Source organism: Intrasporangium sp. Soil_C_50 (assembly GCF_057656595.1).
Genome location: NZ_JBDGKB010000003.1, coordinates 130,210 through 156,310, shown reverse-complemented (window position 1 = coordinate 156,310; position 26,101 = coordinate 130,210). Strand labels below are relative to the sequence as shown.

The window sequence follows — 26,101 nt, the reverse complement described above, 5'->3', positions numbered from 1 at the left end:
CGTTCGTCCGGAACCGGCTCTACCGTCGACGGCATGACGACGTACACGGCACCCGTCGAGCGGCCGTGGGAGCCGCCCTTCGCCGGCACCGACCTCGAGCACCTCCTCGGCGCCCTCGACCGGATGCGCACGACGTTCCGCTGGAAGGCGGACGACCTCGACTCCGCCGGGCTGCAGCAGCGGGTCGGCGCCTCCACCCTGACGATCGGCGGCCTGCTCAAGCACATGGCCGCGAACGAGGACTTCAAGTCGCTCGTGCGGCTGCACGGCGCGCCGCTCGACCCCGTCTGGGACCACAACGGCTGGGACGTCGACGACGACTGGGAGTTCACCTCGGCCGCCGACGACACCCCCGACCGGCTCTACGCCCTCTACGACGGGGCCGTCGCGCGCTCGCGGCAGCGCTTCGACGCCGCCATCGAGGAGGGCGGGCTCGACGCGGCGACCCATGCCACGGGCCCGGACGGTGAGCCGGTCAGCATCCGTCGGATCCTGCTCGACCTGCTCGAGGAGTACGGCCGTCACACCGGCCACGTCGACCTGCTGCGCGAGGCGGTCGACGGGCGAACGGGGGAGGACCCGCCCGACGGCTGGCAGCCGGAGTCCGGCAGCTACGCCTTCCACTGACCGGCCTGCACCGACCGGCCTGCACCGACCGGCCTGCACCGACCGACCGACCTGCACTGACCGGCCTGCCCCGACCGGCCGCATCGACGCCCCGGTCAGTCGGCGGCGTCGAGGAACCGGCGACCGAGCGCGCGCACGGCCTCCCGCAGCTCCGGCCCGTCCACGACGCGGAACGGCGCGGGCAGCCGGGCCAGCTGCTCGGCGTACCAGAACGGGTTGCCCGTCGACCCGGCCAGCCGCGTGCGTTCGGCGTCCACCGCCTCCAGCCGCCCGAGCCCGCGCGGCATGGCGCCCCTGACCTTCTCGATCGGTGCCTCGACGACGACGTCGGTCGCGAACTCCCAGCCGACCGCGAGGTGCTCCTCGAGCATCGCGACCGGCTCGAGGTCGGCGGGCGGGCTGAAGGGCTCGTCGAGCACCTCGACGCGTCGGACCCGGTCGACGCGGAAGGTGCGCACCTCGCTGCCCGGGCGTCGTCGGCACAGCACGTACCAGCGCCCGTGGCGCACGACGACGGCCCACGGTTCGACGTCCATGTCCCACTCCGACCCGGCCTCGGACCGGTAGGCCAGTCGAACGCAGAGGCGGTCCGCACACGCGCCGACGAGGGTGCTCGTCGTGCCGGGGTCGGGACGCACGGCGGCGCGGTCAGGGGCCGGGGCTGTCGTGCGGCGCACCGCCTCGGCCTGGCGGGCGACCGGCTCGGGCAGGGCTCGCACGATCTTGCCGAGCGCACTGCCGACGGGGTCGGTCGGGTCGCCGGCCTCGTGGTGCCCGTCGAGGACGGCCATGACGAGGCCGAGCGCCTCGGGGGCGCTGAAGACGAGCGGCGGCAGGCGCAGCCCACGCCCGACGCGGTAGCCGCCGTAGGGGCCGCGCTCGGACTCGATGGGGATGCCGGCCTCGCGGAGGATGCCGACGTAGCGCCGGGCCGCCCGCTCGGACACGTCGAGCTTGTCGGCGAGGCGGTCGGCGGAGATGCCGGGGCTGCCCTGGATCAGCTCGAGGGCGAGCAGTGCCCGGGAGGTCGGGCTCGTCTCGTCGCGCACGTCGTCCCTCCGATCCGGACGGGGATCGCCCGGACCGAGCGTAGTGCCAGGCCCATCCGGTCCGGCCGACTCTGGTGAACGTCGTTGGCGCAGGAACCGGGACGGTCGGCGGCACAGCCGACGCGGCTAGCCTGCCCGGATGAGCAGGAGCGTGCGCGGCCTCGACCGACCCGGCGACGACGACCTGCTCCAGGCCCTGCTCGAGACCGACCCCGCCTACGCCGAGCGGGTCACGGGCTACCCGCCCGGGCCGAGCGACGGGTACTCGACGCTGACCGCGGTCCCGCCCGACTTCGACCCCGCCGACAAGCACGTCATCGGCCTCTTCGACGGCGAGCGGCTCGTCGCGGCAGTCGACGTGCTGCACGGCTACCCGGTGGCGGGCACGGCGTTCGTCGGGCTGCTCCTCGTCGACGGCACGAGCCGCGGCGCCGGACTGGGCCGGGCCATCCACGACGAGGTGGTGCGTCTGGCCCGCGAGTGGGGCGACGTCGGCACCCTCCGCCTCGCCGTCGTCGACACGAATGCCGAGGTGGCCGCCCCGTTCTGGGAGCGCCTCGGCTACCGACCGACCGGCGAGACCAAGCCGTGGGTGTACGACCGGCTCGAGTCGACGGCCCGGCTCTGGGAGCGTCCGCTCGACGGCTGAGGATGCGACGGTTGAGGCTGCGACGGCGGAGGCGGCGACCGGTGATCCCTTTCACCCCACTCCCGCCGGTGGACGCGTGTGCCGGGCGTAGTGTCGAGCGCACCGCACCCAGCTTTCCGAAGGAGTCCGCATGCCCCGTGACCTCGCCCCCGACGTCCTCGAGCGGTTCGCCAAGGCCTTCGACGCCGACCCGACAGCACGGCTGCTGCAGAACGCGGTGACGAAGACGCAGGTCGACGACGTCGCCCTCGACCGCCGCGTCGTGACGAGCATCGACCACTCGGTGTCGCACCTGCTCGACGACTGGGGCGCGACGTCGCAGGAGAAGAGCGGGCGCTGCTGGCTCTTCGCCGGCACCAACCTGCTGCGCGCCGGCGCGGCGAAGAAGCTCGGCGTCAAGGACTTCGAGTTCTCCCAGAACCACCTGCTCTTCTTCGACAAGCTCGAGAAGGCCAACCACTGGCTCGAGTCGATCCTCGCCACCGCCGACCGCGACGTCGACGACCGCACCGTCGCGCACCTGCTCGCGACGCCGAGCGAGGACGGCGGGCAGTGGAACATGTTCGTCGCCCTGGTGCTCAAGCACGGCCTCGTTCCCAAGAGCGCGATGCCCGAGACGGCGTCGTCGAGCAACACGCGGCAGCTGAACCGCGACCTCGCCACCGTGCTGCGCCAGGCCGCGCGCGACGTGCGCGCCCGCGCCGCCGCCGGAGCCACGGCCGAGGAGCTGACCGAGGCCAAGGAGGACGTGCTCGGCACCGTCCACCGCCTCCTCGCCATCCACCTCGGCACCCCGCCCGAGTCGTTCCTCTGGCAGTGGAAGGACTCGGACCAGGGCTTCCACCGCGAGGGCACCATGACGCCGCTCGAGTTCGCCGACGCGTACGTCACCGTGCCGCTCGCCGACTACGTCTGCCTCGTCAACGACCCGCGTCCGGCCAACCCGTACGGCCGGACGTACACCGTCGAGCACCTCGGCAACGTCGTCGGGGCCCCGCCGGTCACCTACCTCAACGTCGAGACCGACCTCATGAAGAGCCTCGCGTCGCAAGCCATCGTCGGCGGCGAGCCGGTGTGGTTCGGCTGCGACACCGGCCAGATGAGCAACGCCGACCTCGGCCTCTGGGACGCCGGCCTCTACGACCGCTCCGCGGTCTACGGCACGACGCCCGACCTCGGCAAGGCCGACCGGCTGCTGCACCACGAGTCGCTCATGACCCACGCGATGCTCTTCACCGGCGTCGACCTCGTCGACGACGTGCCGCGGCGCTGGCGCGTCGAGAACAGCTGGGGCACGGAGAAGGGCGACAAGGGCTTCATGACGATGAACGACAACTGGTTCGGCGAGCACGTCTTCGAGGTCGCCGTGCCCCGGGACGCCCTCCCGGAGGACCTGCGTCCGGCCCTCGACGCCGAGCCGGTCGTCCTGCCGTCGTGGGACCCGATGGGGGCGCTCGCCGGGTCGTGACGCGTCGGGGCCGGCACGAGCAGGTCGGAAGCACACGTGTCACATCTGTCACACGGGTCACGCCGAAACCATGCGTCTCAGCGGATCCCGCTGTCCCGCTCACGAATTCGTCGACCGGTCGCGCCGATCCGCGAACTTTGTCCGATCTTGCAGGACTCTTGCGGAAATTCTGAGCGGTTCCCCGGGTGCGGCTTGCGGTTCGTCCGTAAAAGTAGTGGTCAACGGGGAGGGAACGAACCGGGTGCCGACCGGGGTGGGATCGGCGCCAGGGGGGACATCGTTCCGGCTCCTGGGGGTGGGGGAATGTGAACGGGGTGGGTTCCGCAGGGGGATGCGGACCCACCCCGTACTCATGTCCGGACCGGCGCGTGTGAGGGCGCGCGTCAGCGCAGGTGGGCCTCGAGGAACGCCGCGGTGCGCCGGATCGACAGCGGCCACTGCGACGTGAACGTGTGCCGCTGACCCGGGTAGACGTCGTAGGTCACGTCCTTGCCGGCCGCCCTGAGCGCGCGGACCGTCTCGGCCGACCACGCGATGGGGCAGTCCTCGTCGGCGGTGCCGTGGTGGATGAGCAGCGGCTCGGTGATTCGCGAGAAGTACGTGCGCGGGCTCGTCGTCGCCCACCGCACCGGCTGCGCCTCGGGCGTGCCGAGCCGGGCGATGACCTGCCGTGCTACCCCGGACCGGTCGGTGTCGCGACGCACCCACCGGTCGAAGTTGTCCACGGTGTCCGAGCTCACCGGTGACTAGGCGACTGCCGCCCGGAAGAGGGCCGGCCGCACGACGAGTGCCGAGTACACGACCCCGCCGCCCATCGACCGACCGATGAGCGCGATGCGGTCGGGGTCGACGACCCGGGCCTTCTTCAGGGCGAGGGCGGCGTTGATCGCATCGGCCGTGTAGCCCGCGCGCAGGTCGGCGTCGTTGGCGGGGTCGCGGTCGGACTCGGCGTGGTTGCGGTAGTCGATGTGCAGCGTCACGTAGCCCCGCCGGGCCAGGAAGTCGCGCTCGCGCAGCATCGTCTCGCCGTTCGTGTACTCGGCCGGGTCGACGTAGCCGTGCGCGAGGACGACCGCGGGGAACGGGCCTGTCCCGCGGGGGATGTTGATGCGCCCGCTGATCGTCAGGCCGTTGCTCTCGTACGTCGCGTAGTACTGGCGGTACGCGTCGGTGCTGCCCCGCTCGCGGCCCAGACGCAGGTTGCCGCCCTCGTACCGGGCGGCGATCTGCGCGGGGATCGAGGCCGGGTCGGGTGGCGCAGCCGGGCGGGTGGCCGTCGGGGCCGGGCCTGCCGGAGTGGACGGGCTCGGGCTAGGGCTGGCAGGGGCACCGGTGCCGGTCGACGCCGGCGGCCCCGACGCGCTGGCGGTGCCCGTCGAACCCGGTGCGGCCTCGCCCGAGGGGGACGGGGCGCTGCAGGCCGAGAAGGCGAGGGCGGCCACGACGAGACCGGACGTCACGACCGTGGCGGGGGCGGCGCGTCGGGCTCTCATCCACCGAGTCTCACCCGACATCCAGCGGATTCCCAGCGCCGTGACCGACCCGAGACGTGCCACGGCGCCCCGGCGTCACCGGGAGGGGGCGTCGCATAGCCTGCGAGCCGTGACCTCCCAGCGCACGACGCCCGGTCCGACCGCCGACGCCGAGGTGCCCGGTTACGTCGAGGCGCTCGGGCTGCCCGGCCTGGCCGACGTGCACGTCCACTTCCTGCCGGACGCGATGCAGCGCAAGGTGTGGGGTTACTTCGACGCCGCCGAGGACCACTACGGCCGGCCCTGGCCGATCGCCTACCGCTCCGGCGTGCCGGAGCGGCTCGCGACGCTGCGGACGCTCGGCCTGCGTGCCGTGCCGGCCCTGAGCTACGCGCACCGGCCGGGCATGGCGCAGTGGCTCAACGAGTGGAGCGCCGCCTTTGCGGGCCGGGTGCCCGAGGTCGTGCACTGCGCGACGTTCTACCCCGAACCCGGGGTCGGCGCCTATGTCGACGAGGCCCTCGCGTCCGGGGCGCGCCTCTTCAAGCTGCACGTGCAGGTCGGTGGCTTCTCGCCCGACGACGACCGGCTCGGACCGGCCTGGGCGGCCCTGGAGGAGGCGCAGGTGCCGGTCGTCGTGCACGCCGGGTCGGCGCCGATCCGGGGGCGGCACACGGGCCCCGACGCCGTCGCCGCGGTGCTCGCGCGCCACCCCGACCTCGTCCTCGTGGTGGCCCACCTCGGCATGCCCGAGTACGACGCGTTCGCCGACCTCGCCGAGGCCCACCCGCACGTGCGCCTCGACACGACGATGTGCGCCACCGACTTCACCGAGTCGTTCGCGCCGATGCCGCCCGGCTACCGCGACCGGCTCGCGGCCCTCGGTGACCGGGTCGTGCTCGGTTCGGACTTCCCGAGCATCCCCTACCCGTACGCGCACCAGCTCGAGGCGCTCGCCCGGCTCGACCTGGGGGACGACTGGATGCGGAAGGTGCTGTGGCGCAACGGGGCCCGGCTGCTGGGCCTCGACCCCGACACCGGCGAGCGGTTGCCGGCCTGACGCGTCAGGACTGGAGGCCGTCCCACGACCACCGGGGCAGCGCCAGGCCGTCCGGCACGTCGTCGGCGGAGTGGTGGTAGCGCGACATCGTCGTCGTCGTGGTCCACGCGAAGTAGTCGTGCAGGGCGGTGCGCAGGCGCTCGTCGGCGATCCCGACGTCGTCGAGGGCGGTGTCGAAGCAGGCGATCGCCCGCCGGTCCATCTCATCGTGCGGGCCGTTGCCGCTGTGCAACCGCACGACGTACGACTCGTCGCCGTACCGGTCGCTGTAGGCGGGCGGGCCACCGAGCGCCTCCGTCCAGTAGGCGGCCAGGCGCGGCGTGTGGTCCTGCTTGAAGCCGTGGCTGAACGCGTGCGCCACGACCTCGTCGGCGAGGACGCGCTCGTGCCACGCGTGCGCGAGCTGCAGCATCCCCTCCTCGCCGCCGGCCGCCTCGTAGAGCGTCTCCATCAGCCCAGCATGGCAGCGGCACGTCTCCGATCGGGGCCGAGCAGCCGGGCCGTTGCGCGGGTCCGTTCGCCACCGGCCGGGGTCAGGCGAGGCGCGCCGCGGCCTCGAGCACCGTCCAGGCCTGCAGCTGCGGCGCGAGCTCGAGCGGGTCGGCACCCGAGAGTGCGACCGAGGCCGGACGGGTCGGGTCGGGGGAGAACACCGTCGCACCGGCCACGGCGCCTCGACCGACGTGGCGGCCTGTGTGGCGACTCGGGTCGCGCCCGTCCCAGAAGGCGTCGGCGGTGTCGCGGATGAGGCGGGACGCGATGGCCCGCGCGGCCGCGTCGAGCTGGTCGGTGTCGGCGGCGAGGGCGAGGTAGCGGGCCAGGATGCCGGTGAACAGGCCCCCGTCGCCCGCGCCGTGGGTCCGCAGGACGCGTCGCCCACCCGACGCGTCGGGCGCCGGGGTCGATGGGGCCGCCGTGGTGAGGCGCGTGTCGACGGCCTCCACGAGGGCGGCGGCGCGCTCGAGGCTCTCGGGGTCGCCGATCGTGACGAGCGCCCCGAGCACGGTGCCCTGGTTGTAGCTCCACACGTCGGGCACGAGCACCTCGGCCCCGCCGCGCAGGCGGATGCCGTCGGCGAAGAGCCCGGTGTCGGGCGACCAGAGACGGGCGTAGGCCCAGTCGAGGATGCGGCGTGCCGCGTCGAGGTCGCCGAGCCGGGCCAGGTGCAGGGCGGCCGGGCCGCTCGCGGGCACGTTCTTGAAGTCGCGCTCGGTGCTCCAGAAGAGGCCGCCCCCGGCTTCGTCCGTGAGGGCGGAGCGCAGCTCGGCCGTCAGCGTCCGCCGTGCCGACCGGAGCCGCCGGTGGCCGCGGCGCCGCTCGAGCAGCCGGTGCAGGCGGCCGAGGCGCCCGGCGGCGAGCGCGAGCCAGGCCATGTCGTCGTAGAAGTCGTTGGTCCAACGGACCCGGTTGCGCAGCCGGACGGTCGCGAGGACACGGTCGGCACGGGTCGCGGTCGCGGACGCAGCGGCGAGGTCGCCGGATCGGAACCGGCGCAGGCCCGCGTCGACGACGGCGTCGAGGTGGTGCGCCTGCCACCAGTAGTGCCAGGGCCCGCGCAGGCCACCCAACGAGGGGTCGCGGTGCCCGGATGGGGCATGGACCCGCGCGAGGGTCGTGGCCGGCAGCGCCGCGAGGGGCCGGGCGAAGAGCAGGGCGACCGAGCGCTCGGCCTCACCGGCCCGCGCCGCGGCCACGACCGTGTCGGTTCGGGTGTCGGTTCGGGTGTCGGTTTGCGCGTCGGTCCGCGCGTCGGCTCGTGGGTCGGATGCGGGGCTGGGGGCGGGCGTGGGTGCGGGGGCGTCGGCCACGCCCCGACGCTACCCGCGCGACGCGTCCCAGCACCGCTGACGGCAGCGGCGGCGTCGTTGTGCGAGGCTCGCGGCAGAGGACGACGGCCTGGGCGACGACGAGCCGGGGACACTGCGGCGTGGTGCTGTCGAGCGGGCCGTCCCGGTTCCGACGTCCCGGGTGAGGCCGGGGCGTGCCCGGCGACCACCGAGGAGGGCCCGTGAAGTACCTGCTCATGATCTACAGCAACCCGCGCTCGTGGGGGCACCCGATCTTCCTGCGCACCGCCGAGGCGCTCGAGCTCGACGACGCCGGCCGGGCCGGCCTGCTCGCCGACTTCGAGGCCCTGCTCGCCGAGATCAGCGACAGCGGCGAGCTCGTCGGCGCCCAGGCGCTCGCCGACCCGCTGACGAGCCGGGCGGTGCGGGTCCGCGACGGCGAGCGGGTCGTCACCGACGGGCCGTTCGTCGAGTCGAAGGAGCAGCTGGCCGGCTACTTCGTCGTCGACTGCGCGACCCCCGAACGGGCCGAGGAGATCGCGGCGCGGTTCCCCGACGCGCGGTTCGCGGCCGTCGAGGTGCGCCCGCTCATGGACGGGTCGGCGCCGGACCTGTGATGCCCGTGCAGCCGACCGGCGCCCCTGTGGGCCATACTGCGGGGATCGTGGCCGACGACGTGTGGCGCGCTGCGACCCCGCAGGTCGTCGCCGCCCTCGTGCGCCGCTACGGCGACTTCGACCGCGCGGAGGAGGCGACGCAGGAGGCGCTGCTCGCCGCGTCGGTGCAGTGGCCGCGCGACGGCGTCCCGGACGACCCGAAGGCGTGGCTCGTGCGCGTCGCCTCCCGCCGGCTCGTCGACGCCTGGCGCAGCGACACCGCGCGGGAGCGGCGGGAGACCGACGACGCGGCCCGCCTGCCCGCGGACGCGCACGTCGCCGAGGCCGCCGACGCATCGGCCGGCACGAGCGACAGCGGGGGCGACGTGATCGCCGCGGCGTCGGGCGACGACGACACCTTGACGCTGCTGCTGTTGTGCTGCCACCCGGCCCTGACGCCGCCGGCGCAGATCGCCCTGACCCTGCGGGCCGTCGGCGGCCTGACGACGGCCGAGATCGCGCGGGCCTTCCTCGTGCCCGAGGCGACGATGGCGCAGCGGATCAGTCGGGCCAAGGCCCGCATCCGCGAGGAGGGCGCCCGCTTCGAGATCCCCTCTGCCGCAGACCTGCCCGCGCGCATGGGTGCCGCGCTCCATGTGCTCTACCTCGTCTTCACCGAGGGGCACACGGCCACGAGCGGCGAGCAGCTCCACCGGGTCGACCTCACCGCCGAGGCGATCCGGCTGGCCCGCGTCGGGCGGCGGCTGCGCCCCGCCGACGGGGAGGTGGCCGGCCTGCTCGCGCTCATGCTCCTCACGGAGGCGCGGCGTCCGGCCCGCATCGACGCCCAGGGCCGGCTCGTCCTCCTCGCCGAGCAGGACCGCACCCGCTGGGACCAGGCCGCGATCGCCGAAGGGGTCGCACTGGTCGAGGCCGCGCTGACCCACACCGCTCTCGGGCCCTACCAGGTGCAGGCGGCGATCGCGGCGGTCCACGACGAGGCGGCGACGGCCGCCGACACCGACTGGCCGCAGGTGCTCGCCCTCTACGACGTGCTCGAGGCGCTCACGCCGGGGCCCGTCGTCGCCCTCAACCGGGCCGTGGCGCTCGCCATGGTGCACGGACCGGCCGAGGGCCTGCGCGTCGTCGACGCCCTCGCCACCGACCGGCGTCTCGGGCGCCACCACCGGCTGCACGCCGTGCGCGCCCACCTCCTCGAGACCGCGGGTGACACCGACGCGGCCCGCGACGAGTACGCCCTCGCCTCCCGCCTCGCCACGAGCATCCCCGAGCAGGACCACCTCCGACGAAAGGCCGAGTCGCTGTGACCGATCCCGTTGTCCCCGAGCCGACCCCGACGCCAACTCCGTCCCCCGAGGCGTCGAGCGACGCGGCCGCCCCGGTGGTGCGCGAGCTCGACGTCGCCGGCCCGGACGGTGCCGTCCTGCACGCCTACGACACCGGCATGCCCGACGGCGTCGACGACCCACTCGTCGTCGTGTGGTTCCACGGCACGCCGAACATCGGGCCGCCGCCGGCCCCGCTCTTCGACGCCGGCCGCCGCCACGGCATCCGGTGGGTCGGCTACGACCGGCCCGGCTACGGCGGGTCGACGCCACGCCCGGACCGGTCCGTGGGGTCGGCGGCGGGCGACCTCGCCCGCGTGCTCGACCACCTCGGCATCGACCGGTTCGCGGCCATGGGCCACTCCGGCGGCGGGCCCCACGCGCTGGCCGCGGCGGCCCTGATGCCGGAGCGCATCCGGTCCGTCGTCGCGATGTCGCCGGTCGCGCCGTACGGGCCCGTGACCGCCGACGGCGTCGACTGGTTCGCCGGGCTGGCACCCGCGGGCGACGCGTCGCTGCGCGCGGCCGTCGCCGGCCGGGGGGCGAAGGAGCGGCACGAGGCCGCCGTCGCCGACGGCCCCGAGCAGTCGGCCGAGGAGATCGGGTTCCTGCCCGTCGACGAGGCGATGTTCGCCGGCCCGTGGCGCTGGCTCGGATCCGTCGTCGGCCCGGCGATGGCCGCCGGGGCGGGCCCCGTCGTCGACGACGACCTCGCCTACGTGCGCGACTGGGGCTTCGACCCCGCCGACGTCACGGCACCGACGCTCGTCGTTCACGGCGATGCCGACGGCATGGTCCCGGCGTCGCACGGGCGCTGGCTGGCCGCGCGCGTGCCCGCTGCTGAGCTGTGGGTCGAGGCCGGCGGCGGGCACATCTCGGTGCTCTCGCGTGCTGAGGACGCGCTCGACTGGCTCGCCGAGCACGCCCGCGGCTGAGGCCGATCCGGTCAGCTGCCGGGGACGTCCCCGTCGCCCGCCGACCGCTGGGCGAGCAGGGCGTCGAGGGCGCTCAGGCCGCTCTGGTCGAGCCCCGTCGGTCACTCGCGCCGGCTCACGCGTCCTCCACCGGCCGCTTCTCCACCGGCCGCTTCTCCACCGGCAGGTCCGTTGACGCTTCACCCGTGTCGAGGCGGACGTCGCGCGAGGGTGGCGGCTCGGCGACGAAGACGTCGAGCGGGCCCCACGAGGTGTCGACGTGAGTCGGGCTGCGGGCGAGCGCTCCGGCGTCGACGTGCACCCCGATCGCGCCGAGCACCTCGGCGAGCAGCGGGAGGTCGGACGCGTCGACGACGACGTCGAGGTCGCCCGGCGAGCCGGTGCCGGTCGTGAGCCACCGGGCCGTGCTGCCGACGACGACGAACCGGGCGCCGTGCCGGGCCAGCAGGGCTGCGAGCGTCGCGGGTCGGCCGCGCAGGCCGGACAGGTCGGTCGGGCTGCTCATGCCGCCCACCCTAGGCAGCCGGACCGTCGGTTGCCGGGGTTGCGTTCGAGCGCGCTCGAATGCCTAGCGTCGAGGGCATGACGAAGACATGGTTCATCACCGGCACGTCACGCGGGTTCGGGCGCGAGTGGCCCTCGCCGCCCTCGAGCGCGGTGACAGCGTCGCCGCCACCGCCCGTGACACCTCGACCCTCGACGACCTCGTCGCCGCCCACGGCGACCGCATCCTGCCCATCGCCCTCGACGTCACCGACCGCGACGCCGCGTTCGCCGCCGTCGCGCAGGCGCACGAGCGCTTCGGCCGCCTCGACGTCGTCGTCAACAACGCGGGCTACGGCCACTTCGGCTTCGTCGAGGAGCTGAGCGAGCAGGACGCCCGCGACCAGATGGAGACCAACCTCTTCGGCGCGCTGTGGGTGACCCAGGCCGCGCTGCCGTTCCTGCGTGAGCAGGGCTCGGGACACATCGTCCAGGTCAGCTCGATCGGTGGGATCTCGGCGTTCCCGCTCGTCGGGATGTACCACGCGTCGAAGTGGGCCCTCGAAGGGCTCAGCCAGTCGCCGGCCCAGGAGGTCGCCGGGTTCGGCATCCACGTGACACTCGTCGAGCCTGGCGGGTTCGCCACCGACTGGGCCGGGGCGTCGGCCCGGCACTCGGAGCCGCTGCCCGCCTACGACGCCTTCCGCGAGGAGACGAACAAGGCCCGCGCCGCGCGCAACACCTCCGGACCCGGCGACCCGACCGCATCGGCGAAGGCGATCCTGGAGGTCGTCGACGCCGAGGAGCCGCCGCTTCGGGTGTTCTTCGGTGCCGCCCCGCTCTCGATCGCCAAGGCCGACTACGCGTCGCGCCTCGAGACGTGGGAGAAGTGGGACCACGTGGCCCAGCTCGCGCAGGGGTGACCCGACCGGAGCGCGACGCCGGGGCGTGACGTGGACGGCTCCGGCGTCGTTGAGCACGCGAGACCGTCACCGGACGAAGGAGTCCACGTGCACCGCTCCACCCGTACGCCGTTGCCAGCACGCGTTGCCGCGGCGGCGATCGCCCTCGCAGCCGTCACCGGCCTGACCGCAGCCCCGGGAGCCTCGTCGGCGCCGTCGAGCGCCGGCTCCGGCGCCACGGCGAGGAGCGCAGCCGCCACGCGCCCGCACGTCGTCCAGCTCGGCGACTCGTACTCGGCCGGCAACGGCACGGGCACCTACGAGGAACGCACCTGCTACCGCTCGCCGGACAACTACGGCTCGCAGGTCGCGGCCACGCTCGGCGCGACGTACACCGACGTGGCGTGCAGCGGAGGCGTCGTGGCCGACATCCTCGAGCCGCGCGACCTCGGCGACCCGTCGACGCAGAGCGCCACGTACACGTTCGACCCGGCCACCTACCCCGACCAGCAGGCCGAGTGGATGCGTCGCGCCCAGATCGCGCGCCTCTGCGGCGTCCCCGCCCAGCCCGACTTCGCCTACCGCTACACGTTCGTCGCGGGTGCCGGCGTCGGCAGCCTCTACACCGGCACCGTGCAGTGCCAGCTCTACGCCCGGCCGCAGATCGACGCCGTCACCCCCGAGACCGACTACGTGTTCCTCACCATCGGCGGCAACGACATCGGCTTCTCGACGATCGTCACCGACTGCCTCGTGGCCCGCGAGCCGACGAGGTGCAAGACCGACCTCGACGCCGCACGCGCCAAGGCGCCGAGCATGGTCGAGCTGACCAAGGACGCCCTGCGCCAGGTCGAGGCGCGTTCCGGCGGCCGTGCCCAGGTGTACCTGCTCAGCTACCCGTTCCTCATCAACCGCGAGAGCTACGGCATCCCCGAGGTCGCCCCGACCTACGACGCAGGGTCGGCCCTCAACGACCTGCAGCGGGTCGGCGACACCCTCCAGGCGCAGGGCGTCGCCGAGCTGAACGCGGAGCTGAAGGGTGGGCCGGGTGCGGCCCGGTACCACTTCGTCGACACGGTCAAGCAGGCGTGGGGCGGCCGCGCCCACGGCCTCGACCCGCGCATCGTGGCCGACCAGTCGCAGGCGTGGCTCGTGCCCGTCGGCTCGCCCGGCCGGGACGTCGCCGAGTTCGTCCACCCGACCCCGCCCGGCTGGGACGCCACGACCTCGGCCCTGCGCACCGCCGTCACCACGGGCTGACACCGGCGCTCGGATCGGCCCACCCGACGCGACCACCCCACCGGACGCGTCGGGCGGGTCGACCGAGCCGCCTTGCGGGACAGGCATCGGGCGGGGACGGCGGTGTCAGAGCTCGAGGGTCATGAAGGTGCTGTGCGGGTCGAGGCGGTAGCCCCCGAACGGCCCGCACCCGGTGAACCCGTGCGCGGCGTAGAGGGCACGCGCCGGGGCGAAGAAGTCGGCCGAGCCGGTCTCGAGGCTGAGGCGCGAGAGCCCGAGCCGCCGGGCCTCGTCCAGCACTGCCTCGAGCACCGCACGGGCGACGCCCCGACGCTGCGCCTGCGGGCTCGTGCGCATCGACTTCACCTCGCCGTGGTGCGCGTCCAGCAGGGCGAGGGCCCCGCAGCCGAGGACCGTGCCGTCGGCGTCCCGGGCCACCCAGACGGTCACGCCAGGAGCGCGCAGGCCCTCGAGGTCGAGCGCGTGGGAGCTCTCGGGCGGGGAGATGCTCCGCAGCTCGGCGACGTGCCCGTCGAGCAGCGCGACGACGGCCGGGTCGGTGAGGTCGTCCCGCGCGACGGTGAAGCCGGTCATGGCGGCATTCTGGCGTGCCCCCGACCCCGCCCCGCTGTGCCTCCACCCTGCCGGCATCGCGTCGAGTGAGCACCCGGTCCCACCCGTCACACGGCCTCAGCGCCAGATGGCGGCCTGGATGCCGTCGGAGAAGACCTCGGGCGGGTCCGGGAGCGAGGTCGCGAGCCCCGACGCGTACCGTGCCGCCGTCCAGCCCACGGCGCACGCATCGATGACGTCGTCGGCCGCGTAGCCCGAGCCGTCGAGCACCGACGGGCGGGCGATGCCGGCGGCCGCCAGGGCGGCCAGACGCAGGTCGCGCCCTTCGGCGGTCTTCTTGCCGGGGACGATCGGCGCGCCCGTCATCGTCGCGAAGCACACCTCCGGGTGCACCTCGAGGACGCGGACGGTCGGCCGGGTGCGCAGCCAGGCGTCGACGTCGAGGATCTTGTCGCGGAGGGCGAACGCCTGGGCGCCCACGCCCTGGCCGACGAGCTCCCGGTTGACGGTGTCGGCCTCCGCTCGGGTCGGCGCAGCGTAGGCGGCTCGGGTCAGCGTCGTGAAGACCGACGACGCCTTGCCGCGGATCGCCTGTCGCGCCAGGGCGTCTGCCTGTCGCAGGCTGGAGTCGGGCAGCCCGATCGGGATGTCGATGCCGACGACGGCCAGCCCGAGCGACTCGCGGACCAGCTCGACCAGGCCCGCGATCGTCTCCGACACGACGACCCTGGGACGTGGCGCGCCCGGCTCGAGCACGGCGCCGACCCAGCCGGCTCGGCACGCGTCGACGCCGAGCACCGGCACGGTCACCTCGACCGGCGGCGGTACGGTCGGCGCGCTGCCCGACGCCGCCGCGACGCCGAGCGGCGGGGCCTTGGCACTCGAGCCGCGCGAGGTCGCGACGGGGTACCGCTCGGCGTTGCGTCGCGCCTTGGACGTGAGCGCGGCGTCGAGGTCGAGGTCGAGCACGTCGACGAGCCGCAGCAGGTAGGTCATGACGTCGGCCACCTCGTCGGCGACCTCGCCCGCACGCTCGCCGGCCATGACGGCGCGCGACTCCTCCGGCGTCATCCACTGGAACACCTCGACGAGCTCGGCCACCTCGACCGACAGCGCCATGGCGAGGTTCTTCGGGTCGTGGAACCGGCCCCACTCGCGGTCGTCGGCGAAGGCCCGGATGCGGTCGCGCCACGCGTCGGTGTCCATCGCCCCACCCAACCATCCCGTCGACCCCGACGACGACGCCGTACTCCCGGTGCTGGGTCCACGCGACGAGTCGGACATGTCCTGACGCGCTCCCACCGGACGAGCCGACGACCGGCCGCCGCTCGCCGCGACCGCACGTGAACTGCTGTCCCACAGGCACGCTCACGGCAACAATGGTGTGGTTCGCCCTCTGCAGGGAGGAAGCACATGGCCGTCGAGCCCGACGGGACGCGATCCTCCGACGTCGCGTCCGACCCGGCGCCGGAGACCGTGCCGGCCCGCCCACGCAGACCCGGGCTCGCCCGGGCCCTCGGCCTGACCTTCCTCGGCGCGGTGCTGCCCGGAGCCGGTCTGACGCGGACCCGACTCAAGTGGGTCGGGTGGGGAATGCTGGCCCTGGCCCTCGCCACCGGTGGCGCGCTCGCCTGGGCGGTGGTCGACCTCGGCCCCGCCCGGGCAGCGCTGGCGGTCGCGACCCGCCCGTCGCTGCTGCTCGTGGCCGTCGTCGCGTTGGCGGTGGGCGGCCTCGTGTGGTGCGCGACGATCGTCCTCACCGCCCTCGAGGCCCGACCGCGACACCTCGACCGACCGCGCACCCGGGTGCTCGCCCTGACCACGACGGTCCTCGTCGTCCTCGTCGCCGGTTGCTCGTTCAAGGGCGCCGAGTACGCGCTCATCACGCGCGTGACGGTGGGCGAGGTCTTCTCGGCTCCGCCCGCCCTCGTCCCGCCGACGGTGGCCGGTGCCTCGACGACCCAGGTGGACCGGAACCCGTGGGCCTCGAAAGGTCGCGTCAACATCCTGCTCATCGGGTCGGACGCCGCGTCCGACCGGGTGGGCACCCGGACCGACTCGATGATCCTCGCGAGCATCGACACCCGGAGCGGCCGCACGACCCTGGTCTCGCTGCCACGGAACCTGCGCAATGCACCCTTGGCGCCGGGAAGCCCACTGCGGCAGAGGTATCCATCAGGTCGCTTCGGCTATCCCGACCGCCTGTGCGCGCAGAACGGCCCCGGCGACAGCGGCCAGTGCATGCTGACGAACCTGTACCAGGAGGCGCAGGAGTACGCGGCGGCACACCCCGGCTCCTACCCGGCCGGGCAGCTGCCGGGGCGCGTCGAGATCCGGGGCACGGTCGAGCAGATCACCGGGCTGCAGGTCGACAACCTCGTCGTCATCGACCTGCACGGCTTCGAGCAGCTCGTCGACGCCATGGGCGGCATCGAGGTCAACGTCAAGAACGCCGGTACCGGTGGCCCGCTCCCGATCGGCGGGGAGGTCGTCGGTGGGCGGATCGTCGGCATCAAGGGCTACTTCACGCCGGGCCGCCAGCGCCTCGACGGGTTCCACGCCCTCTGGTACGCGCGCAGCCGGGCGGCTGACAGCGACACCTACCGGCAGGCGCGGCAGCGCTGCGTCGTCCGCGCCATCGTCCAACAGGTCGACCCAGCGCGGATGCTGGCCGGGTACGCCGACCTGGCGCGCATCGCGAGGAACAACATCTACACCGACATCCCCGTGCAGAGCCTGCCCGACTTCGTCGATCTCGTGGAGCGGATGCAGGGGTCGACCCTGACCAACGTCTCGCTCACCCCCGACGACGGCGTCCTCGACGGGAGCCCCGACTACGCCCTGGTGCGGCGACTCGTCAAGGTGGGCATCGAGCCCCCGAAGCCGAAGCCGGCTGCGACGGGCACCGCCACCGGCACGACGGGCAGCCGGGGCGCCCCGACCCCGACGGCGTCGTACGCCCGGTGCTGACCCTGCGCGTCCCCGACGCCTGACCCGTCGACACCTCACGGAACCGGACGTAGCGTGACGTGGTGAGCGACTTCTCCAGCGACACCACCGGCTCGAACCCCACCGGCTCCCGCCCCGCGACGCTGGGCGCCCTCCGCGCGTCTGGGCACGTCCATCGCAGCGTCAAGGCCGAGATCCGCGACAACCTCCTCGCCCGCCTCCGAGCGGGCGAGGACGCGTTCCCGGGCATGGTCGGCCTCGAGGACACCGTGCTGCCCGAGCTCGAGAGCGCGCTGCTCGCCGGCCACGACCTCGTCCTGCTCGGGGAGCGCGGCCAGGGCAAGACGCGTCTGATGCGCACCCTCGCGGGCCTGCTCGACGAGTGGAGCCCGGCCGTCGAGGGCTGCGAGATCGGCGACGACCCCGACCGACCGTCGTGCGTGCGCTGCCGGCGCCTCGCGGCCGAGCTCGGCGACGACCTGCCCGTCGTGTGGCGCCACCGCAGCGAGCGCTACACCGAGAAGCTCGCCACCCCCGACACCAGCGTCGGTGACCTCGTCGGCGACGTCGACCCGGTCAAGGTGGCGCAGGGCCGCACCCTCGGCGACCCCGAGACGGTCCACTACGGCCTCGTCCCGCGCAGCAACCGCGGCGTCTTCGGCCTCAACGAGCTGCCCGACCTCGCCGAGCGCATCCAGGTCGCCCTCTTCAACGTGCTCGAGGAGCGCGACATCCAGATCCGCGGCTACTCGCTGCGGCTGCCGCTCGACGTGCTCCTCGTGGCGACGGCCAACCCCGAGGACTACACCAACCGCGGCCGCATCATCACCCCGCTCAAGGACCGCTTCGGCGCGGAGATCCGCACGCACTACCCCATCGAGGTCGACGACGAGGTGACGCTCGTGGCGCAGGAGGCGGCGCTCGTGGCCGACGTGCCCGAGCACCTGCTCGAGGTCGTCGCCCGGTTCACCCGCGGGCTGCGCGAGTCGGCGTCGGTCGACCAGCGCTCGGGGGTGTCGGCGCGGTTCGCCATCGCGGCGGCCGAGGGCATCGCGGGCTCGGCGCTGCGCCGGTCGGCTCGGGCCGGGGAGGCGTCGGCCGTGGCACGCATCTGCGACGTGCCGACCGTCGTGCCGACGCTCCTGGGCAAGGTCGAGTTCGAGATGGGCGAGGAGGGGCGCGAGCGCGACGTGCTCGCCCACCTGCTGCGCGTCGCGACGGCCGAGACGTACCGGGCGCGGCTCGCCGGGCTCGACCTCACCGGGTTCACCAACCTCTTCGCCGACGGTGCCGTCGTCGAGACCGGCGACCTCATCCCGGGCGCCGAGCTGCTCGCGCAGGTCGGCACGGTGCCGGGCCTGTCCAAGGTGCTCGACCGGCTCGGTCACGGCGACGATGCCTCGCCCGGGCAGGTCGCTGCCGCAGTGGAGTTCGTGCTGGAGGGCCTGCACCTGACGCGTCGCATCGACAAGGACACGGTCGCCGGACGCACCGTCTACGGGGCCTGACTGCCGTTGCGTCGTCCCCTGGGGCTGTTTTCGGTGAGCGGTCCTCCGGGTACGTCCGGTCCATGGGTGACTACACCGCAACCACGACCGTGTCGCACGACGTGACCGACGCCTTCGACTACATCTCCGACCCGGAGCACCTGCCCGAGTACTTCCCGCGCATGACGGAGGCGCGCGAGGTGGAGGCGGGCACGGTGCGCACGACGGCGATCGTCGACGCCGACCAGGACGGCTCCGACGAGAAGGTCGTCTCCGACGCCTGGTTCAAGGCCGACGACGGCGACCACTCGATCAGCTGGGGCTCGCCCGGGGACAGCGCCTACCACGGCACGCTGCGCCTTGTTGACGACGGCGGATCCGGCACACGCATCGAGCTGAGCCTGACGACCCCGCACGACTTCGACGGCATGCAGCAGAGCCTCGACGAGTCGCTCGCGGCCATCGCGAGCCGCCTCGACGCCATCGCCGCCGACCAGGGCTAGGCCTGCGACGGTCCCGGCAGCTCTGGACGCACCGGTGGGTCGCGGACGTAGCGTGGGGTGGTGAGTCCCGACCAGCCCCGCGACCCGTACGCCGGCTCCGGCGGCCCGAGCGGCCACGGACGCTTCCGCTACGGGCCGTGGACGGGTGGACCGGACCCGCTCGCCCCGCCGTTCGACGTCCGGTCGGCCCTCGACGAGGTCGGCCGTGACGTCCTCGCCGGCGGCAGTCTGCGCGAGTCCCTCCGCGAGCTGCTCCGACGGGGCCTCGACGGCCGGCGCGGGCTCGACGACCTCGCCGACCGCGTCCGCCGCCTGCGCGAGGCGGCCCGGCGCCGCGGCGACCTCGGCGGCACCCTCGACCAGGTGCGGGCCATGCTCGACCAGGCGCTCGCCCAGGAGCGCGACGCCCTGGCCGGCGAGGAGGGCGACGCCGCGCGCCTGGCCGAGATGGACCTCGCGACGATCCCCGACGACGTGGCCGGGGCCGTCCGGGCGCTCGCCGACCACGAGTGGCACTCCGAGGAGGCGCGCGCCACCTACGAGCAGATCCAGCAGCTGCTCCAGCGCGAGGTCGTCGGCGCGCAGTTCGAGGGGCTGCGGCAGGCACTGTCCGGCGGAGACCCCGAGGCGATGCAGGCCGTCAAGGACATGCTCGCCGACCTCAACGAGCTGCTCGCCGCCCACGCCCGCGGCGAGGACACCGACGACCGGTTCCGCGACTTCATGGACAAGCACGGCGAGATGTTCCCCGAGAACCCGGAGAACGTCGACGAGCTCATCGACGCGCTGGCCCGACGCCAGGCCGCGGCCGAGCGGCTCCTCGCCTCGCTCAGCCCCGAGCAGCGCGAGCAGCTGGCCCAGCTCATGGCCGACGCGCTCGGCGACCCCGACCTCGCCTCGCAGATGGCCCAGCTGTCCGACAACCTCCGCGCGCTGCGTCCGGGCCTCGACCGCTCGACGCCGGTGCGTCCCGGGCAGGGACCGGAGTCGCTCGGCTGGGGCCAGGCCGTCGACGCCGTGGCCGAGCTCGCCGACCTCGAGCAGCTCGGTGAGCAGCTCGGGCAGTCCTACTACGGCGCGAGCCTCGACGACGTCGACGTCGAGCGCCTCGAGCAGTACCTCGGTGCCGACGCCGCCCGCGACATGGACCAGCTGCGCCGGCTCGAGCGCGAGCTCGAGCGCCAGGGCTACGTCTCGCGCGGCGACGACGGCCTGCGCCTCACCCCCCGCGCCGTCCGACGCCTCGGCGAGACCGCGCTGCGCCGCGTCTTCGAGCACGTCGACGCCACCGGGCGCGGCGACCACGACGACCGCAGCGCGGGGCAGGCCGACGAGCTGACGGGGCTGTCGCGGCAGTGGGAGTTCGGCGACGAGCTGCCCATCGACACCGTGCGCACCGTCTCGAACGCCCTGCGCCGCAACGCCGCTCACCCGAGTCCAACTGCCCACTCGACCGCGGGGGACACGTTGCGAACCGGGCACTCGAGCGGGGGGACCACCCGCTCTTCGTCGAGTGGGCACTTTCCCACGCGCGTCGACCTGCTCGTCGAGGACTTCGAGGTCGCGGAGACCGAACGTCGGGCCCGGGCGGCCGTCGCCCTCTGCGTCGACATGTCGTTCTCGATGGTCCAGGAAGGGCGGTGGGGGCCGATGAAGCAGACCGCCCTCGCCCTGTCGCACCTCGTGCAGACGCGCTTCCGCCACGACGCCCTCGAGATCATCGGCTTCGACCTCGCCGCCCGGCGCCTGTCGCCCGTCGAGCTGACCGAGGCCGAGCCCGACTGGGTGCAGGGCACCAACCTCCAGCACGCCCTCATGCTCGCCTCGCGGCACCTGCGGCGACACCCCGACGCCGAGCCGGTCGTCCTCGTCGTCACCGACGGCGAGCCCACCGCACACATCGACACCGACGGCCGACCCTCGTTCCACTGGCCGGCACTGCCCGAGACGGTCCGCGCCACCGTCGCCCAGGTCGACGAGCTGCGTCGGTCCGGGGCGACGCTCAACGTCTTCATGCTCGGCGAGGACCCTGGCCTCGCGCGGTTCGTCGACGCCGTCGCGCGCCGGGCCGGCGGACGCGTCTTCACCCCCGACGTGTCGCGGCTCGGGGAGTACGTCGTGGCCGACTACCTGCGCGCCCGCCGCGGACGCCGCTGACCGTCAATTCGATGGCCCTTCCGAGGGCGCGGTGCCATCCTCGCCGCATGACGACCTCCCGCGTGCGCAGCCTGCCGGGCCGCGCCGACCCGCGCCTGGCCAGGGTCGAGGCGTACTACGACCGCGTGCCGCGCGCGGTGACCACCGCCGAGGAGGTCGGCCCGTTCACGCTCTTCGTCGCCGAGGAGGGCACCGGGTGGCAGTACTACGCCCGGCCGCGCCTCGGCGGTCGTGCGGCGTTCACGGCCTCGGACGTCGAGCGGGTCCTCGCGCGGCAGACGGCCCTCGACGTGCCCCGCGCCGTCGAGTGGGTCGACGACGTGACGCCGACGCTGCTGCCCGCGGTCCGTGCGGCCGGGTACGAGCCGCGTCGGTACCCGCTGCTCGTGCTGCCCGCCGAGGTCGCCGTCGAGCCCGACCCGCGCGCCCGCGCCCTCCGCCCGGCAGAGCCGCACCTGGCCCTCGCCGTGGGGACCGTGTCCGCAGGTTTCGGCGAGCGCGACCTCGTCGAACCGAAGGACACCGGCAAGCGGCCCGAGCTGATCCAGCGCGGCGACCTCGTCGTCGTCGCCTCGTTCGAGGACGGGCGCCTCTGCGGCGCCGGGTCGGCCGCGCCCCGGGGCGACGTCGCCGAGCTCATGGGCATCGCCGTCCCGCCGAAGCACCGCGGCCGCGGCCACGGCAGCGCCGTCACCCGGACGCTCGTCGTCGCGTGCCGCGAGCAGGGCGTCGACCTCGTCTTCCTGACGGCCGGGTCCGACGCCGCGGCCGAGATCTACCGACGCGTCGGCTTCGTCGACGTCGGCACGGCCTGCATCCTCGACCTCGACGACTGACTCGCCGCGTTCGACGCGCGGGAGCCGGGTCAGACCTTGGCGGGGCGGAAGCCGGCCGCGACGGCGTCGTCCATCGTCGCGAAGCACTGCTCGGGAGCGGTGACGCCGTAGTACCGGTCGCCGGGCTCGTGGGCGATCATCGAGTTCTCGTTGCCCTTGACCGGACGGTTCCGGGGGCACGGGTGCTCGTCGCCGGGCAGTGGCCAGGCCCCGGTCGACGCGCCGGACCCGCCCGAAGCGTCCGAGCCGCCCGAGCCGCCCGAGCCGCCGACGATGCCGGCGGTGCTCCCGGGCGGGGTGCACGCGGCCCTGGGGCTCGCGGCGTCCGCACGCACGTAGGCCGCCTCGCGCGCGTGCCGCCCGTAGCCGTCGCGCGAGTCGTACCGGGCGATGGCGAAACCCTGCTTGACGAGCCGCAGCCCGGCGTCGACGCCGTTCACGTCGACGTAGCGCAGCAGCCGGCCGTAGCGGTCGACGTCGTCGCGGGCGCCGGCCGTCAGGGTGACGCGCTGGCCGCCGATGATCCCGCGCAGCGCGTTGCGGGCCTCGGTGAACCCGCACTGGCCCGTCTCCGGGGTGTCGATGCCGATGAAGCGCACCTTGGACCGCTGTCCGTCGCGCTCGACCCAGATCGTGTCGCCGTCGACGACCTTCGTGACCGCCCACGTGGCGGCGGCCGCCTTCGCCGTGCTTGCCTTCGCCGTGTCCGCTGCAGCCTTCGAGGCCGCCTCGGCATCGGCGGCCTCCTGTGGATCGGCGGCGGCGGTGGACGAGTCGGTCGTCGGGGCGACAGCGGTCGGCGCGTCGGGGGCGGAGGCGTCGGCGGGTGGCGTCGACCCGGGGGTGTAGGTGACGGTGACGCCGTTACCGCTGTCGGCGAGCCATTGCTCACCCGATGACCGGTTGGCCACGCCGGTGACGCCGGCGAACAGGGCGAGCCCGACGAGGACGACGAGTCCGTTGCTGCGTCGACGCATGTCCCTGGTCCCCCTGGTGTGCCGGCTGCCCCTGTGGCGGCGACGCGTTCACGGTAGGCGCGCGTCGGTCGGGTGTCCGGCGAACGGGCCATTCCGCGCCGTCGGTCGGCGAGGATGGCTGAAGGGGCGGACGACGCGAGGGGGAGCGATGGTGCAGGCAGGGACGATCGACGAGTACGTGGCCGGCTTCCCGGACGGCCCGCGGCAGGTGCTCGAGCAGGTCTGCGAGACGCTGCGTGCGGCCCTGCCCGACGCGGAGGAGAAGATCCGGTACGGCATGCCGGCGCTGATGTTCGCCGACCGGTACGGCCTCCACTTCGCGGGCTGGAAGAAGCACGTCGGCCTCTACCCGGTCGGCGTGCTCGACCCCGAGCTCGAGGCGCAGATCGCGCCCTACCGGGCGAGCAAGGACACCGTGCAGTTCTTCTACGACAAGCCGGTGCCGTACGAGCTCATCGGACGCGTCGCCGCGGCGCTCGCCGCGAGGCACCGGTCGACCTGACCCGACGCGTCCGTCACGCGGGGACCGGACCGGCCACGCCGGACACATCCACGGCAGCAGCCGTCTCGGCGTGCACCGGGCGCCCATGGCGGACGAGGGCCACGAGGTCGCCGACCACCTGGCCGGCCTTGCGGCGCGACGGCATGAACCGGAGGAAGAACGTCATCCGGAGCACCCAGGCCACCCAGCCGGTGAACGGCACCCCGTAGAGCTCGCTGACCGACCGGCCGAGCCCGAACGACGCCGCCTGCCCGAGGCCGCGGTACGTGAAGGGACGCGTGCGCCGGCGTCGCAGGGTGCGGGCCACCTGGCGTCCGACGTGGTCGCCGCCCTTGATGGCCCACAGCGCGTTGGCCGGCACCGGCTCGCCGGTGCGCACGTGGAGCACGCAGGCCGCGTCGCCCGCGGTCCAGACGCCGTCGGTGACGGAGAGGTCCGGACGCGTCACGAGCCGTCCGCGCGGGTCGCGCCACTCGTCCAGCCCGGGCACCTGCACGGGCCGCTGGCCGATGGTGCCGATGACGGTGTCGGCGGGGACGACGGTGCCGTCGGTGAGGACGGCCGACGTCCGGGTCACCGACGCGAGCCGGGCACCGAGCCGCACCCGGACGCCGAGGCGCCGTAGTTCGGACTCGGAGCGCCGCACCAGACGCGGCTGAGACTCGCGCAGCTCGGGCAGCAGCCCGTCCCCGGGGTGGACGATCTCGACACAGGCCCGCGCCCCGCACCGGTCGGCCACCGCCGCGGCCATCTCGACGCCGGCGATCCCACCACCCGCCACGACCACCCGCGCGCGCCGCAGGCCCCGGTGCGCGGCGTGCCCGGCGACGCGATCGGCGAGCACCGCGATGTCGCCCGGGGCACGGAGCGTGAAGCCGTACTCGGCCAGCCCGGGGACCGACGCGGCCGGCTCGCGGCCACCGGTGCCGACGACGAGCTCGTCGTAGTCGAGGACGTGCCGACCGCTGTCGCCCGGCACCTCGTACGCGACGAGCCGGCGCTGCGGGTCGACGTGGACGGCCCGCCCGGCGACGACGTGCGCCAGCGGCATCGCGTCGGTGAGGGGGGTCCGCGTCCGGTCGTAGGGGAGGAGCCCGGCGAGCACCTCGCCGGTGAAGCCGTGGAAGCTGTGCGCGTCGTCGGGGCTGAGGACGACGAGCTGGACGTCGCCGCGGCGCACGGCCCGGCCGAGGCGTCGGACGACCGACGCGTAGGCGTGCAGGGTCACGTAGCCGCCGCCGAGCAGGACGACGCGGTGGCGGGCTCGCAGCACCGGGGCGCTCACGACGCCACCGCCTCGGGCACGACGCGTCGTGCCGGTTCGGCAGCACGGCGGGGGAGGTGGATGGGCCGGCCGAACGACGTCGGTCGGGCGGCGCGGAAACCGAGGTGGGACAGGCCCGCCGCGAGCTCGCGGGTGCGGTCGACGAGCTCGACGTCGGGCACCCCGATGGAGAAGTGGCCGCGGTGGCCGGACAGGGCGAGCAGGGCGGTCTCGGCGAAGCAGGCGTAGGCGCGCCCGTCGGGCAGGCCGATGTCGCCGCCGACGAGCCGCAGCGACGGGATCGACACGACGCCGCCGTCGACGACGAGCACGTCGGGCCGGGCGTCCAGCAGGTCCGGGGAGGTGTTCCGCGGCTGCGTGCCGTCGAGGACGACGGCGCCGGGCTTGACGTGCTCGGGACCGAGCAGTGCGTCCGCGGACGCGGTCAGCAGCACGACGAGGTCGGCGTCGGAGACGGCGTCCATCGTCGTGGCAGCCGTCGTGGGGACGCGGCGACCGATCTCGGCCGCGAGCGCGTCGAGCCGCGGACGCGAGCGCGCCACGAGCGTCAGCCGTGCGACCGCGCGGTCGCGGGCGAGCAGACGCGTCAGTGCCGCCCCGACGCTGCCGGTGGCTCCGACGACCGCCACGTGCGGGTCCACCGAGGCGTCGACGGCCTCGCGCAGCAGGCGCCGCGCCTGGTCGTCGACGATCGCGGCGGTGAAGGCGTTGCCGTTCGTCACGCCGATGTCGGTGCGGCCGCGCAGCGACACCCCGCCCGCCGTGACCGTCGCCGTCAGGGCTCCGAGGCCCACGACGTCGCAGCCGAGGTCTCGGGCCTTGTCGACGGCGCGGTGCACGCGGGCGCGCCCCTCGCCGGGGGCCGCGAGCAGGTGCCGCGCCCCGAACGGGACGAGGAGGACGTGCCCGACGGGCTCGCCGCCGAGGCGGACGCCGGCCATCGCGTAGGGCGGCAGCGGCAGCCGGCGCAGGGCGGTGGCATACGCGCGCTCCGGCACCCGGCCGAGCGGTGCCCAGACACGGGCCAGGTCCTCGCCGATGCGGGCGCGGGGATGGACGGTGAAGGCGAAGGTGCCGGGAGCGGACACGGTCGTCCTCCTGTTCGGGCGGGCCTCGGGCGGTCCCTGGTGGACCGGTGGCGGCAGGTTGAACTGGAAGGGGGCCGGCCGATGCCGCTGATACCCGGCGCGCCGCAACCTCCCGAAATCCGAGTAGGCGT

At 74.4% G+C, this 26,101-nt stretch carries 24 protein-coding genes and 1 pseudogene; 15 read left to right on the top strand and 10 right to left on the bottom strand.

Annotated features, from left to right (window positions below):
* The first annotated feature begins 33 nt into the window (after positions 1-33).
* Positions 34-627 (top strand): mycothiol transferase, encoded by a 594-nt coding sequence (locus AC3A5R_RS10360; RefSeq protein ID WP_487620686.1) that lies wholly within the window; start codon positions 34-36, stop codon positions 625-627.
* Positions 628-722: 95 nt separating this feature from the next.
* On the opposite strand, the gene AC3A5R_RS10355 is transcribed toward AC3A5R_RS10360, so the two are convergent.
* Entirely contained in the window at positions 723-1,676 is a 954-nt protein-coding gene (locus AC3A5R_RS10355) for a helix-turn-helix transcriptional regulator (protein ID WP_487620685.1), read from the bottom strand.
* 139 nt (positions 1,677-1,815) lie between these two features.
* Here AC3A5R_RS10355 and AC3A5R_RS10350 point away from each other — a divergent pair, with 139 nt between their 5' ends.
* Together AC3A5R_RS10350 and AC3A5R_RS10345 are read left to right on the top strand one after the other, a co-directional pair.
* On the top strand, positions 1,816-2,325 hold the full coding sequence (locus AC3A5R_RS10350) for a GNAT family N-acetyltransferase (protein ID WP_487620684.1): 510 nt from the start codon (positions 1,816-1,818) through the stop codon (positions 2,323-2,325).
* 130 nt (positions 2,326-2,455) lie between these two features.
* The gene (locus tag AC3A5R_RS10345; RefSeq protein WP_487620683.1) at positions 2,456-3,793 is read left to right on the top strand and encodes a C1 family peptidase; all 1,338 of its coding nucleotides are present in this window, start codon (positions 2,456-2,458) and stop codon (positions 3,791-3,793) included.
* Between the two features lie 383 nt (positions 3,794-4,176).
* Here AC3A5R_RS10345 and AC3A5R_RS10340 read toward each other — a convergent pair.
* Positions 4,177-5,286, bottom strand: a pseudogene (locus AC3A5R_RS10340) (alpha/beta hydrolase family protein).
* 109 nt (positions 5,287-5,395) lie between these two features.
* Here AC3A5R_RS10340 and AC3A5R_RS10335 point away from each other — a divergent pair.
* Positions 5,396-6,325 carry an amidohydrolase family protein gene (locus tag AC3A5R_RS10335; RefSeq protein WP_487620682.1) on the top strand — a complete coding sequence of 310 codons (930 nt, stop codon included), beginning with the start codon at positions 5,396-5,398 and terminating at the stop codon, positions 6,323-6,325.
* A 4-nt stretch (positions 6,326-6,329) separates the two neighbouring features.
* Here AC3A5R_RS10335 and AC3A5R_RS10330 read toward each other — a convergent pair whose 3' ends face one another.
* Both AC3A5R_RS10330 and AC3A5R_RS10325 read right to left on the bottom strand, forming a co-directional pair.
* Positions 6,330-6,776, bottom strand: a complete 447-nt coding sequence (locus AC3A5R_RS10330) for a group II truncated hemoglobin (protein WP_487620681.1) — start codon at positions 6,774-6,776, stop codon at positions 6,330-6,332.
* An 82-nt stretch (positions 6,777-6,858) separates the two neighbouring features.
* Positions 6,859-8,133 (bottom strand): glycoside hydrolase family 76 protein, encoded by a 1,275-nt coding sequence (locus AC3A5R_RS10325; protein WP_487620680.1) that lies wholly within the window; start codon positions 8,131-8,133, stop codon positions 6,859-6,861.
* A 200-nt stretch (positions 8,134-8,333) separates the two neighbouring features.
* Here AC3A5R_RS10325 and AC3A5R_RS10320 point away from each other — a divergent pair, with 200 nt between their 5' ends.
* The 3 genes from AC3A5R_RS10320 to AC3A5R_RS10310 are packed head-to-tail and all read left to right on the top strand — an operon-like array spanning position 8,334 to position 10,989.
* Positions 8,334-8,729, top strand: a complete 396-nt coding sequence (locus AC3A5R_RS10320) for a YciI family protein (protein ID WP_487620679.1) — start codon at positions 8,334-8,336, stop codon at positions 8,727-8,729.
* 47 nt (positions 8,730-8,776) lie between these two features.
* A complete protein-coding gene (locus AC3A5R_RS10315) occupies positions 8,777-10,036 on the top strand; it encodes an RNA polymerase sigma factor (RefSeq protein WP_487620678.1) in 1,260 nt (419 codons plus the stop codon).
* Entirely contained in the window at positions 10,033-10,989 is a 957-nt protein-coding gene (locus tag AC3A5R_RS10310; RefSeq protein WP_487620677.1) for an alpha/beta fold hydrolase, read from the top strand. The genes AC3A5R_RS10315 and AC3A5R_RS10310 overlap by 4 nt, the downstream gene beginning before the upstream one ends.
* A gap of 115 nt (positions 10,990-11,104) precedes the next feature.
* Here the strand turns inward: AC3A5R_RS10310 and AC3A5R_RS10305 are convergent, their stop codons facing one another.
* Entirely contained in the window at positions 11,105-11,494 is a 390-nt protein-coding gene (locus AC3A5R_RS10305; RefSeq protein ID WP_487620676.1) for a hypothetical protein, read from the bottom strand.
* 88 nt (positions 11,495-11,582) lie between these two features.
* Between AC3A5R_RS10305 and AC3A5R_RS10300 the strand changes: the two genes are divergently transcribed.
* Both AC3A5R_RS10300 and AC3A5R_RS10295 read left to right on the top strand, forming a co-directional pair.
* Positions 11,583-12,395, top strand: coding sequence for an SDR family NAD(P)-dependent oxidoreductase (locus AC3A5R_RS10300; RefSeq protein WP_487620675.1), 813 nt, complete (start codon positions 11,583-11,585; stop codon positions 12,393-12,395).
* 87 nt (positions 12,396-12,482) lie between these two features.
* Positions 12,483-13,634, top strand: coding sequence for an SGNH/GDSL hydrolase family protein (locus AC3A5R_RS10295; RefSeq protein ID WP_487620674.1), 1,152 nt, complete (start codon positions 12,483-12,485; stop codon positions 13,632-13,634).
* Positions 13,635-13,739: 105 nt separating this feature from the next.
* On the opposite strand, the gene AC3A5R_RS10290 is transcribed toward AC3A5R_RS10295, so the two are convergent.
* Positions 13,740-14,207, bottom strand: coding sequence for a GNAT family N-acetyltransferase (locus tag AC3A5R_RS10290; protein WP_487620673.1), 468 nt, complete (start codon positions 14,205-14,207; stop codon positions 13,740-13,742).
* 96 nt (positions 14,208-14,303) lie between these two features.
* On the bottom strand, positions 14,304-15,392 hold the full coding sequence (locus AC3A5R_RS10285; RefSeq protein WP_487620672.1) for a DUF429 domain-containing protein: 1,089 nt from the start codon (positions 15,390-15,392) through the stop codon (positions 14,304-14,306).
* A gap of 207 nt (positions 15,393-15,599) precedes the next feature.
* On the opposite strand from AC3A5R_RS10285, the gene AC3A5R_RS10280 reads away from it, so the two are divergent.
* The 5 genes from AC3A5R_RS10280 to AC3A5R_RS10260 all read left to right on the top strand — a co-directional run bounded on the left by AC3A5R_RS10280 (position 15,600) and on the right by AC3A5R_RS10260 (position 22,118).
* The gene (locus AC3A5R_RS10280) at positions 15,600-17,156 is read left to right on the top strand and encodes an LCP family protein (RefSeq protein ID WP_487620671.1); all 1,557 of its coding nucleotides are present in this window, start codon (positions 15,600-15,602) and stop codon (positions 17,154-17,156) included.
* A 62-nt stretch (positions 17,157-17,218) separates the two neighbouring features.
* Positions 17,219-18,643: a sigma 54-interacting transcriptional regulator gene (locus AC3A5R_RS10275; RefSeq protein ID WP_487620670.1), complete on the top strand. Its 1,425-nt coding sequence runs from the start codon at positions 17,219-17,221 to the stop codon at positions 18,641-18,643.
* A gap of 62 nt (positions 18,644-18,705) precedes the next feature.
* Positions 18,706-19,125 carry an SRPBCC family protein gene (locus AC3A5R_RS10270; RefSeq protein ID WP_487620669.1) on the top strand — a complete coding sequence of 140 codons (420 nt, stop codon included), beginning with the start codon at positions 18,706-18,708 and terminating at the stop codon, positions 19,123-19,125.
* Positions 19,126-19,185: 60 nt separating this feature from the next.
* Positions 19,186-21,282 carry a hypothetical protein gene (locus tag AC3A5R_RS10265; RefSeq protein ID WP_487620668.1) on the top strand — a complete coding sequence of 699 codons (2,097 nt, stop codon included), beginning with the start codon at positions 19,186-19,188 and terminating at the stop codon, positions 21,280-21,282.
* 47 nt (positions 21,283-21,329) lie between these two features.
* On the top strand, positions 21,330-22,118 hold the full coding sequence (locus tag AC3A5R_RS10260; protein ID WP_487620667.1) for a GNAT family N-acetyltransferase: 789 nt from the start codon (positions 21,330-21,332) through the stop codon (positions 22,116-22,118).
* 29 nt (positions 22,119-22,147) lie between these two features.
* Here the strand turns inward: AC3A5R_RS10260 and AC3A5R_RS10255 are convergent, their stop codons facing one another.
* Entirely contained in the window at positions 22,148-23,095 is a 948-nt protein-coding gene (locus AC3A5R_RS10255; protein ID WP_487620666.1) for a thermonuclease family protein, read from the bottom strand.
* Between the two features lie 148 nt (positions 23,096-23,243).
* On the opposite strand from AC3A5R_RS10255, the gene AC3A5R_RS10250 reads away from it, so the two are divergent.
* A complete protein-coding gene (locus AC3A5R_RS10250) occupies positions 23,244-23,597 on the top strand; it encodes an iron chaperone (protein WP_487620665.1) in 354 nt (117 codons plus the stop codon).
* A 13-nt stretch (positions 23,598-23,610) separates the two neighbouring features.
* Here AC3A5R_RS10250 and AC3A5R_RS10245 read toward each other — a convergent pair whose 3' ends face one another.
* Positions 23,611-24,882 (bottom strand): NAD(P)/FAD-dependent oxidoreductase, encoded by a 1,272-nt coding sequence (locus tag AC3A5R_RS10245; protein WP_487620664.1) that lies wholly within the window; start codon positions 24,880-24,882, stop codon positions 23,611-23,613.
* Positions 24,879-25,970, bottom strand: a complete 1,092-nt coding sequence (locus AC3A5R_RS10240) for a saccharopine dehydrogenase NADP-binding domain-containing protein (RefSeq protein ID WP_487620663.1) — start codon at positions 25,968-25,970, stop codon at positions 24,879-24,881. Before AC3A5R_RS10240 ends, AC3A5R_RS10245 begins: the two co-directional genes overlap by 4 nt.
* Positions 25,971-26,101: the final 131 nt, after the last annotated feature.

What these genes read in the sequence shown, in the direction of transcription:
- AC3A5R_RS10290 (WP_487620673.1), bottom strand. Translation starts at nt 14,207, where the DNA reads ATGACCGGCTTCACCGTCGCGCGGGACGACCTCACCGACCCGGCCGTC.
- AC3A5R_RS10255 (WP_487620666.1), bottom strand. Translation starts at nt 23,095, where the DNA reads ATGCGTCGACGCAGCAACGGACTCGTCGTCCTCGTCGGGCTCGCCCTG.
- AC3A5R_RS10345 (WP_487620683.1), top strand. Translation starts at nt 2,456, where the DNA reads ATGCCCCGTGACCTCGCCCCCGACGTCCTCGAGCGGTTCGCCAAGGCC.
- AC3A5R_RS10250 (WP_487620665.1), top strand. Translation starts at nt 23,244, where the DNA reads ATGGTGCAGGCAGGGACGATCGACGAGTACGTGGCCGGCTTCCCGGAC.
- AC3A5R_RS10360 (WP_487620686.1), top strand. Translation starts at nt 34, where the DNA reads ATGACGACGTACACGGCACCCGTCGAGCGGCCGTGGGAGCCGCCCTTC.
- AC3A5R_RS10270 (WP_487620669.1), top strand. Translation starts at nt 18,706, where the DNA reads ATGGGTGACTACACCGCAACCACGACCGTGTCGCACGACGTGACCGAC.
- AC3A5R_RS10260 (WP_487620667.1), top strand. Translation starts at nt 21,330, where the DNA reads ATGACGACCTCCCGCGTGCGCAGCCTGCCGGGCCGCGCCGACCCGCGC.
- AC3A5R_RS10305 (WP_487620676.1), bottom strand. Translation starts at nt 11,494, where the DNA reads ATGAGCAGCCCGACCGACCTGTCCGGCCTGCGCGGCCGACCCGCGACG.
- AC3A5R_RS10300 (WP_487620675.1), top strand. Translation starts at nt 11,583, where the DNA reads ATGGTTCATCACCGGCACGTCACGCGGGTTCGGGCGCGAGTGGCCCTC.
- AC3A5R_RS10285 (WP_487620672.1), bottom strand. Translation starts at nt 15,392, where the DNA reads ATGGACACCGACGCGTGGCGCGACCGCATCCGGGCCTTCGCCGACGAC.
- AC3A5R_RS10350 (WP_487620684.1), top strand. Translation starts at nt 1,816, where the DNA reads ATGAGCAGGAGCGTGCGCGGCCTCGACCGACCCGGCGACGACGACCTG.
- AC3A5R_RS10330 (WP_487620681.1), bottom strand. Translation starts at nt 6,776, where the DNA reads ATGGAGACGCTCTACGAGGCGGCCGGCGGCGAGGAGGGGATGCTGCAG.
- AC3A5R_RS10280 (WP_487620671.1), top strand. Translation starts at nt 15,600, where the DNA reads ATGGCCGTCGAGCCCGACGGGACGCGATCCTCCGACGTCGCGTCCGAC.